The following is a 262-nucleotide window of genomic DNA, read 5'->3' on the forward strand; positions in this document are numbered from 1 at the left end:
CCGTGGTGATGTAGCTGGGAAAATTAGAGTTGGTCGTAAGGCAGATTTAGTTTTATGGGATGCTTACAATTATGTTTACGTACCGTATCATTACGGCGTAAGTCATGTGAATACAGTATGGAAGAATGGTAATATTGCATATACAAGAGGTGAACAATCGTGGAGCACGGCCACTATTTAAAGAAAAACGCAAAGTTTATTGATCGTGAAGTGACAAAATGGAGTGAGATGATTAAAGATTGGGAGGAAGGTGTAGAAATAT

General features: G+C 38.2%; 1 protein-coding gene. It reads left to right on the forward strand.

The features are described 5' to 3' along the window. Positions 1–181 (forward strand): hypothetical protein (locus NU887_RS21155; RefSeq protein WP_338081027.1); only part of this gene is annotated, 181 nt, incomplete at its 5' end. Positions 182–262 lie beyond the last annotated feature (81 nt).

This window comes from Aquiflexum gelatinilyticum, assembly GCF_024741135.1.
Lineage (GTDB): Bacteria > Bacteroidota > Bacteroidia > Cytophagales > Cyclobacteriaceae > Cognataquiflexum > Cognataquiflexum gelatinilyticum.